Consider the following 7,805-nt stretch of genomic DNA (forward strand, 5'->3'; position numbering starts at 1 on the left):
GAACTTCAGGTCGATCCCCGCGGCCTTGGCCTCGTCCTGGATCGACTTGGTGTTGGCGGTACGCCAGCCGCTCTCCGCACCCACCTGGGCGAAGCCCATCGTGATCGTGTCGCCACCCGACGACCCGGTACCGGTACCGGTACCACCAGAACCAGAACCGCACGCGGTCAGAGCGCACAGCGCGATCACGCTGGCGGCTGTCGTGATCTTCTTCAGCACAGGGATTCCTCCGAGGTGACTACGGTGTCGCGGAGCCCGGCCACGTGCCCGCGGCTGTCAGGTGGACAACAGTGAACGCTCACATCCGACACGTCAAGCCATTGCTCGTAACGAGTTCGCAGCCTTATGTTAGCGCTCACTTCGAGCACGGAAGGCAAACTTGCGTGCAGCGGACGCCCTGGTCCGCAGCGCGCTCGCGGCGCCTTCCCGCTGCCGGAGTCGCCTGCCGGACAGTGTGTGTTGGTGCAACGGGGCATCTCACGTACCGCCGAGTGATCGGTGGCCGGCGGTGCGGATCGGCTGCCCTGAAAGCCCGCTGACGTGCGACGTTCGGCGCGAAATGAGGAAGGCGATAAAGGTGTCGCATCCTGACTGACTGGTGTTATCGCTAACATATCGGTCTAGACCAAGGGATCGGAGCCCGCTCGTGGAGAAGACTTCGCGTGACCCCGCGATGACCGACGTCGCACGACTCGCAGGGGTCTCGCACCAGACGGTCTCGCGCGTCCTGAACAACCACCCGAACGTCCGCGAGCAGACCAGACTGCGCGTGCAGGCGGCCATCAAGGAGCTCGACTACCGCCCCAACCGCGCGGCAAGGGCGCTGGTCACCGGCAAGACCCAGCTGATCGGCGTGGTGGCCCAGAACTCGACGCTGTACGGCCCGGCCTCCCTGCTGTCCGCCTTCGAGGAAGCAGCCGGCAAGGCAGGCTTCGCCGTGAGCGTCCGCCGAGTGACAGTGCTGGACCGCGACTCGATCGCGGCCGCCGTCGAACGCCACCGCGACCAACGCGTGGCCGGCATCGTGGTGATCGCCCCGAACGGCTCAGCCGCCGACGCCCTGGCCGACGTGCCGGCAGGCGTGCCACTCGTGACAGTCGACGGCGACCCGGACCGCCCAACCCCGCTGGTGACGGTGGACCAGGCAGCAGGCGCGTTCGAGGCGACAACCCACCTCCTCCAAGCAGGCCACCAAACGGTCTGGCACGTGTCGGGCCCCACCGACTGGTTCGACGCGGCGGGCCGAGCCCAGGGCTGGCGCCGAGCCCTGGAGGCGGCCAACGCCGAGGTGCCCCCGCTGGTGACGGCGGACTGGAGCGCCGCGTCCGGCCACCGCGCGGGGCAGATGCTGGCGAGAATGCCGGAGGTGACCGCGGTGTTCTGCTCCAACGACCACCTGGCGCTGGGCCTGCTGCTGGCGCTGAGCGAACGGGGTCGTCGAGTGCCGCACGATGTGAGCGTCATCGGGTTCGACGACGTGCCCGAGGCTGCGTACTACATCCCGCCTTTGACGACCGTGCGGCCGGACTTCGCGGCGGTGGCTCGGGAGACGTTGGGGTTGCTGCTGGAGCAGTTGAGTGATGGGGAGACTGCTCGGCCTCGGCGGGCCATTGCGCCGGTGTTGGTCACTCGGGCGAGTGTGGCGCCGCCTGCGTGAGGGTGGGTGGCGGCTGGTCCTGCGGGGGTGGTCGCCATTCGTGGTCGGCTTGGGGTGGTTCGGCGCGGGTTCCAGCGGGGTGGTCGCCTTTTGCTGGTGGTGTAGCCTTGGGTTGGTGGTCGCTTTGGGTCGTATGACGAGCCGGGTCATTTCATCGCCGCTTCGCGACGATTGCGATTGGGGCTTGACTTCGGGGCCCTTGCGAGGCGCTGTGTCGGGCGGAAAAGGTCGGATGCTCCGCACCCGCCCGATCCGAAAAGGCTAGCACCTCGCTCCCAAAGTCAAGCCCCAATCGCAAGCGTGCGTGGTTGCGTTTGTTGGTCGGCTTCCGCCATTACCGCTTGCCCGATGACGCATTGCCCTGTCCGGCTCGGCTTCGCCATCGCGGTTGGCGGGTGCTCGGCTTCGCCATTGACGCGTTGCGGGGGAGGTTCGGCTCGGGTAAGCCATTCCTGTTGGCCTTCGGGGGCCAGGTTCGGGAGATCAGCTGCGCTGGATCCTTCGCGGGATTTGCTCGCGGGTCGGCGTCGCTGGTTAACTTCGAGGAGGTTGACCTCACGGATTACTTCGCGGAATTGCCCCCGCGGTAGGAGTAGCGCGGCACGGGTAGCGCGGGGGACGAAGCGGCCGGTACCCACGCAGCCGTCGGTCAGTCGGCGTTGGCGGCTCGCGGGGCGCGTTGTCCGGCCTGGACGTCCTCACGCACGAGCCACCTGGCCGTGACCGGGGCAGCCTTCATCGGCACCGCTTCGTCGTGGCTAGGCGGTGTTGATCAGGTTGCGTCTGGGCGTTCGCTGGGGGTCGAGCCAGGCCGGCGGGTAGAAGGTCGGGATGCCGTTGATCATCCGGACTTCCCACTTGCTCTGGTGGATCAGCGTGTGGTGCGCACGGCACAGCAGCACCGCGTTGCCCACCGAGGTGTCCCCGCCGTCGACCCAATGCCGGACGTGGTGGCCGTCGCAGTGCCGGGGCGGTCTGTCACACCCAGGGAAGGCACAGCCTCGGTCTCGGAGGACCAGGGCCCGGCGGATCCGGGCCGGGAAGGTGCGGGTTTTGCGGCCGATGTCCAGCGGCTGACCCTCGCCGCCCAGTACCGCGGGGATGATGCCCGTGTCGCAGGCCAATCGGCGGAGCTGGTCGGCGGGGAGGTGCTGGCCGGTGTCCAGCATCGCCTCGCCCACCTGCTGGACCAGGTCCTCGTGGCGCATCGTCACCGTCATCGTGACCGGCTCGCCGCCGTGCTCGGGGAGTTGGTCGGCGCGCAGCATCAGCTCGATCAGTTCGGCCAGGGCGTCGCCTTCGCGTTGGGAGAGGGTGCGCGGGTCCGGGCCTTCGCCGGTGTCCGGGCGGGGCTTGGCCAAGGGATCGAGCAGTGCCTCGTACTTGGCGCCGGTGACCTTGTCCAGCTTGGCGCGGATCTCCAGCCGCCCGTTCTTCCACTGCAACGAATGCTCATTCGCAGGCGGCGGCACAGGGTCGGGGTCGCGGGGCTCGGGGTCGTCCTGGTAGAGGGAGTAGGCGAGTTTCCCGCCCAGGGTGCGCACGGTGCGGGGCTCGAAGGCGCGGGCGTAACCCACCACGGTCGCCTCGTGCTCTGCGGGCACGGTCTTCATGACCGCAGCCACCGCGGCGACGTGCTCGACCGACAACGCGCCCTCGGCCACCGCCTGCGCCGTGAGCGGAAGCACCGGAGCCAGTTCACTGCCGGTCGGGGTGATCTCGCCGGTCAGCAACAAGGCAGTGTCGATCCACCGCGTGGCGACATGCAGATCCCAGCGGACAACATGCCGCAGCACCTGCGGCAGATTCCTGTACCCGAGTTCGCTCGCGGCTCCACGCCGATCCAGCTCGGCGACGATCTGCAACGCGGCATTTTCGCGGACCCGGATTTCCGTCACCTCGTCGACGAGACTGCGCAGCAGCTCGTCGGTGGAGAGGAGGCGGGTTTCGATCACGTGTTCTACTCTACCGCAAGATCACAGCAAGATAACGGGAAATGGCGAACACAATCGAGTGAACCACCGAGCCGAGCAACGTGATCCGCGAAGCCGCAGGCAAGCGGCGAAGGCGAAGCGGAGCCGTACAGGGCTATGCGAACGCAGGCAAGCGGTAATGAGGTGAGCCGGCCAACAAAGGCGACCACGCACGCGTGCGATTGGGGCTTGACTTTGGGTGCGAGGTGCTACGCTGGTTGGATCGGCCGGGCTCTTATTGCCCGGCTTTTTAAGGCCGATGAGCGCCTCGCAAGGGCCCCGAAGTCAAGCCCCAATCGCAATCGTCGCGAAGCGGCGATGAAATGACCCGGCTCGTCATACGACCCAAAGCGACCACCAACCCAAGGCGACACGTCCAGCACAAGGCGACCACCCCGCTGGAACCCGCGCCGAACCACCCCAAGTCGACCCGCGCCATCCGTGACCGGCCGACCGCGCCCCCAGTTGGTCTGGCCGCCACTCGCGAGCCGACCAGGCCCACAGTCCGGCCAGCCACTCGCGAGCCGACCAGGCCCACAGTCCGGCCAGCCACTCGCGAGCCGACCAGGCCCACAGTCCGGCCAGCCACTCGCGAGCCGACCAGGCCCACAGTCCGGCCAGCCACTCGTGATCAGCCGGCCAGGCCCGCAGCCGATCCGCTGACCAGGGCGACCATCGCGGCCGGGGCGACCGGGCGCGCGGCCCTCCTGGCGTGGGCGTTTTGTCGTGCGCTCACGCCGTCACCATTTCCCGTGCTCGCTGGGAAATCACGATGTGTGCGGGGCATCTTGACGGACCGAATGTTAGCGATAACACTCAGCGCGTGACTGACAAGACGATCGACCGCGACGCGTGTGTGGTGGGTGTCGACTTCGGCACCCTGTCCGGCCGCGCCGTGGTCGTGCGCGTCCGTGATGGTGCCGAGCTCGGTACCGCCGTGTCCGAGTACCGCCATGGTGTGGTGGACCAGGTTCTGCCTGCTACTGGGCGGCCGTTGCCGCCGGAGTGGGCGCTGCAGGTTCCGGCCGACTACCTCGACGTCCTGCGGACCGCCGTCCCGCAGGCCGTGCAGAACGCCGGTGTCGCGCCGGAGCAGGTGATCGGCATCGGGACGGACTTCACGGCCTGCACGATGGTTCCGGTTACCGCTGACGGGACGCCGCTGTGCGATCTGCCGGAGTTCGCCGAGAATCCCCACGCCTACATCAAGCTCTGGCGTCACCACGCCGCGCAGGGGCAGGCCGACCGGATCAACGAGCTCGCCCGGCAGCGCAAGGAGCCGTGGCTCGCGAGGTACGGCGGACTGATCTCCTCGGAGTGGGAGTTCGCCAAGGGGCTGCAGGTGCTGGAGGAGGCGCCTGAGGTCTACGCGGCGATGGAGCACTGGGTCGAGGCCGCCGACTGGATCATCTGGCAGCTCACGGGCACGTACACGCGCAACGCCTGCACCGCCGGGTACAAGGGGATTCACCAGGACGGTGCGTACCCGAGCGAGGACTTCCTCAAGCAGCTCAACCCGCAGTTCGAGAACTTCGTGGCGGACAAGCTGGACCACCCGTTGTCCGCGCTGGGCGACAAGGCGGGAACTCTCACGAAGCAGGCCGCCGAGTGGACCGGGTTGCCCGAGGGCATTGCGGTGGCGGTCGGCAACGTCGACGCGCACGTCACCGCTCCGGCCGCGCAAGCCGTGGAACCCGGCCAAATGGTCGCGATCATGGGCACGTCCACATGTCACGTGATGAGTGGCGATGTGCTGCGTGAGGTTCCGGGCATGTGCGGTGTCGTGGACGGCGGCATTGTGCCGGGGTTGTGGGGTTATGAGGCCGGGCAGAGCGGTGTGGGTGACATTTTCGCGTGGTTCGTGAAGAACCAGGTTCCGCCTGCCTATCACGAGCAGGCGGACGAGCGCGGCATCACGGTGCACGAACTCCTCACCGAACTCGCTGCCACGCAACGGGTTGGTGAGCACGGGCTGGTCGCGCTGGACTGGCACAGCGGCAACAGGTCCGTGCTCGTCGACCACGAGTTGTCGGGGGTTGTGGTCGGCCAGACGCTGGCGACGAAGGCCGAAGACATCTACCGGGCGTTGCTGGAGGCCACGGCGTTCGGCACGCGGGTCATCATCGACACCTTCACCGACGCCGGCGTGCCGGTCACCGAACTGGTGATCGCGGGCGGGCTCATCAAGAACGCCCTGCTGATGCAGATCTACACCGACGTCGTGAACCTGCCGCTGTCGGTCATCGGCTCGGCACAGGGGCCGGCGCTCGGTTCGGCGATGCACGCGGCGGTGGCCGCGGGGGCCTTCGAGGACATCCGCGAGGCCGCCAAGGCCATGGGATCGGTGCGCCGCAACGTCTTCACGCCCATCCCCGAGAACGTCGAGGCCTACGAACGGCTGTTCCTCGACTACCTCGAGCTGCACGACTACTTCGGGCGTGGCGCCAACGACATCATGCACCGGTTGCGCCAGTACCGCCGTGACGCACTGGAGGCGAAGAACTGATGTCCGTCACGTCGGAGCTGCGTCGCACGGTCGCCGACCTGCACCGCGAGCTGACCAAGTACGAACTGGTGATCTGGACCGCGGGCAACGTGTCCGCGCGCGTCCCGGGTCAGGACCTGATGGTGATCAAGCCGTCGGGTGTGTCCTACGACGACCTCGGGCCGGACGCGATGGTCGTCACCGACCTGCACGGCAAGCTCGTCGAGGGCGAGTACGCGCCGTCGTCGGACACCGCCGCGCACGCCTATGTTTACCGGCACATGCCCGAGGTCAACGGGGTGGTGCACACGCATTCCCCTTACGCGACAGCGTGGGCGGCACGCGGAGAGCCGATCCCGTGCGTGCTGACGATGATCGCGGACGAGTTCGGCGGTGAGATCCCCGTCGGCCCGTTCGCGTTGATCGGCGACGACTCCATCGGCAAGGGCATCGTGGAAACCCTGCGCACCAGCAGGTCCACCGCGGTGCTCATGCGCAACCACGGACCGTTCACCGTCGGCACCACGCCGCGGGCCGCGGTGAAGTCCGCGGTGATGCTGGAGGACGTCGCGCGCACCGTCCACTTCGCACTCCAACTCGGCAAGGCCGAACCGATCGAACAGCACCACGTCGACCGGCTTTACCAGCGCTACCAGAACGTCTACGGCCAGTGAGCCCAGAAGGAGAGCACATGCCGGGCAAGCCCCAGATCTGGTTCCTCACGGGCAGCCAGCACCTGTACGGCCCCGAGACGCTCGACCAGGTCGCCGCGCAGTCCCAGCAGATCCAGCGGATGCTCAGCGACAGCGGCCGGATCAGCACCGAGATCGTGTGGAAGCCGGTGCTGACCGACTCCGCGGCCATCCGCGCGGTCATGCAGGAGGCGAACAACGACCCGTCGTGCGTCGGTGTGATCGCGTGGATGCACACGTTCTCCCCGGCGAAGATGTGGATCACCGGGCTGGACCTGCTGCGCAAACCGTTGCTGCACCTGCACACCCAGCTCAACGAAGCCCTGCCGTGGTCGACCATCGACATGGACTTCATGAACCTCAACCAGGCCGCGCACGGCGACCGGGAGTTCGCCTACATCCAGACGCGGATCGGCGTGGCCCGCAAGACGGTGGCGGGTCACGCGAGCGACCCGCACCTGGCCGAGCGCATCGACGGCTGGGCGCGTGCGGCCGCCGGTGTCGCGCACCTGCGAAGCCTCAAACTGGCTCGCTTCGGCGACAACATGCGCGACGTCGCCGTCACTGAAGGCGACAAGGTCGAAGCGGAGCTGCGGTTCGGTGTCTCGGTCAACACCTACGGCGTGAACGATCTCGTGGAGAAGGTCGACGCCGTCGCTGACGCGGACATCGACCTGCTCGTGGCCGACTACGCCGAGACCTATCGGCTCGCTCCGGAACTCGGCCGCGGGGGAGACCGGCACGACTCGCTGCGCTACGCCGCGCGCATCGAGATCGGCCTGCGGTCCTTCCTGGACGAGGGCGGGTTCGGCGCGTTCACCACGAACTTCCAGGACCTCGGCGGACTGCGCCAGCTCCCGGGCCTCGCGGTGCAGCGGCTCATGGCCGACGGCTACGGCTTCGGCGGCGAAGGCGACTGGAAGACCTCAGCACTGCTGGCCGCCGTGAAGGCGATGGGCGTCGGCACGGGCCGCGGCACCTCGTTCATGGAGGACTAC

The 7,805-nt window shown here is 67.8% G+C and carries 5 protein-coding genes and 1 pseudogene; 4 read left to right on the plus strand and 2 right to left on the minus strand.

Annotated features, from left to right (window positions below; all coding sequences use genetic code 11):
- A pseudogene (locus tag ACFOWZ_RS04510) lies at window positions 1-219 on the minus strand (LacI family transcriptional regulator); the annotation flags it as partial.
- 454 nt (window positions 220-673) lie between these two features.
- On the opposite strand from ACFOWZ_RS04510, the gene ACFOWZ_RS04515 reads away from it, so the two are divergent.
- Window positions 674-1,657 carry a LacI family DNA-binding transcriptional regulator gene (locus ACFOWZ_RS04515; protein WP_382369137.1) on the plus strand — a complete coding sequence of 328 codons (984 nt, stop codon included), beginning with the start codon at window positions 674-676 and terminating at the stop codon, window positions 1,655-1,657.
- A 758-nt stretch (window positions 1,658-2,415) separates the two neighbouring features.
- On the opposite strand, the gene ACFOWZ_RS04520 is transcribed toward ACFOWZ_RS04515, so the two are convergent.
- Window positions 2,416-3,612 (minus strand): HNH endonuclease signature motif containing protein, encoded by a 1,197-nt coding sequence (locus tag ACFOWZ_RS04520; protein ID WP_382369125.1) that lies wholly within the window; start codon window positions 3,610-3,612, stop codon window positions 2,416-2,418.
- Window positions 3,613-4,453: 841 nt separating this feature from the next.
- Between ACFOWZ_RS04520 and araB the strand changes: the two genes are divergently transcribed.
- From araB to ACFOWZ_RS04535, 3 genes are all read left to right on the plus strand, one after another.
- Window positions 4,454-6,136 (plus strand): ribulokinase, encoded by a 1,683-nt coding sequence (gene araB, locus ACFOWZ_RS04525; RefSeq protein WP_382369128.1) that lies wholly within the window; start codon window positions 4,454-4,456, stop codon window positions 6,134-6,136.
- Window positions 6,136-6,789 carry an L-ribulose-5-phosphate 4-epimerase gene (locus ACFOWZ_RS04530; protein WP_382369131.1) on the plus strand — a complete coding sequence of 218 codons (654 nt, stop codon included), beginning with the start codon at window positions 6,136-6,138 and terminating at the stop codon, window positions 6,787-6,789. Before araB ends, ACFOWZ_RS04530 begins: the two co-directional genes overlap by 1 nt.
- 17 nt (window positions 6,790-6,806) lie before the next feature.
- Window positions 6,807-7,805 (plus strand): L-arabinose isomerase family protein (locus tag ACFOWZ_RS04535; RefSeq protein WP_382369134.1); only part of this gene is annotated, 999 nt, incomplete at its 3' end.

The sequence above is a fragment of the Lentzea rhizosphaerae genome, from assembly GCF_042649515.1.
Lineage (GTDB): Bacteria > Actinomycetota > Actinomycetes > Mycobacteriales > Pseudonocardiaceae > Lentzea > Lentzea aerocolonigenes.

What these genes read in the sequence shown, in the direction of transcription:
- ACFOWZ_RS04515 (WP_382369137.1), top strand. Translation starts at nt 674, where the DNA reads ATGACCGACGTCGCACGACTCGCAGGGGTCTCGCACCAGACGGTCTCG.
- ACFOWZ_RS04530 (WP_382369131.1), top strand. Translation starts at nt 6,136, where the DNA reads ATGTCCGTCACGTCGGAGCTGCGTCGCACGGTCGCCGACCTGCACCGC.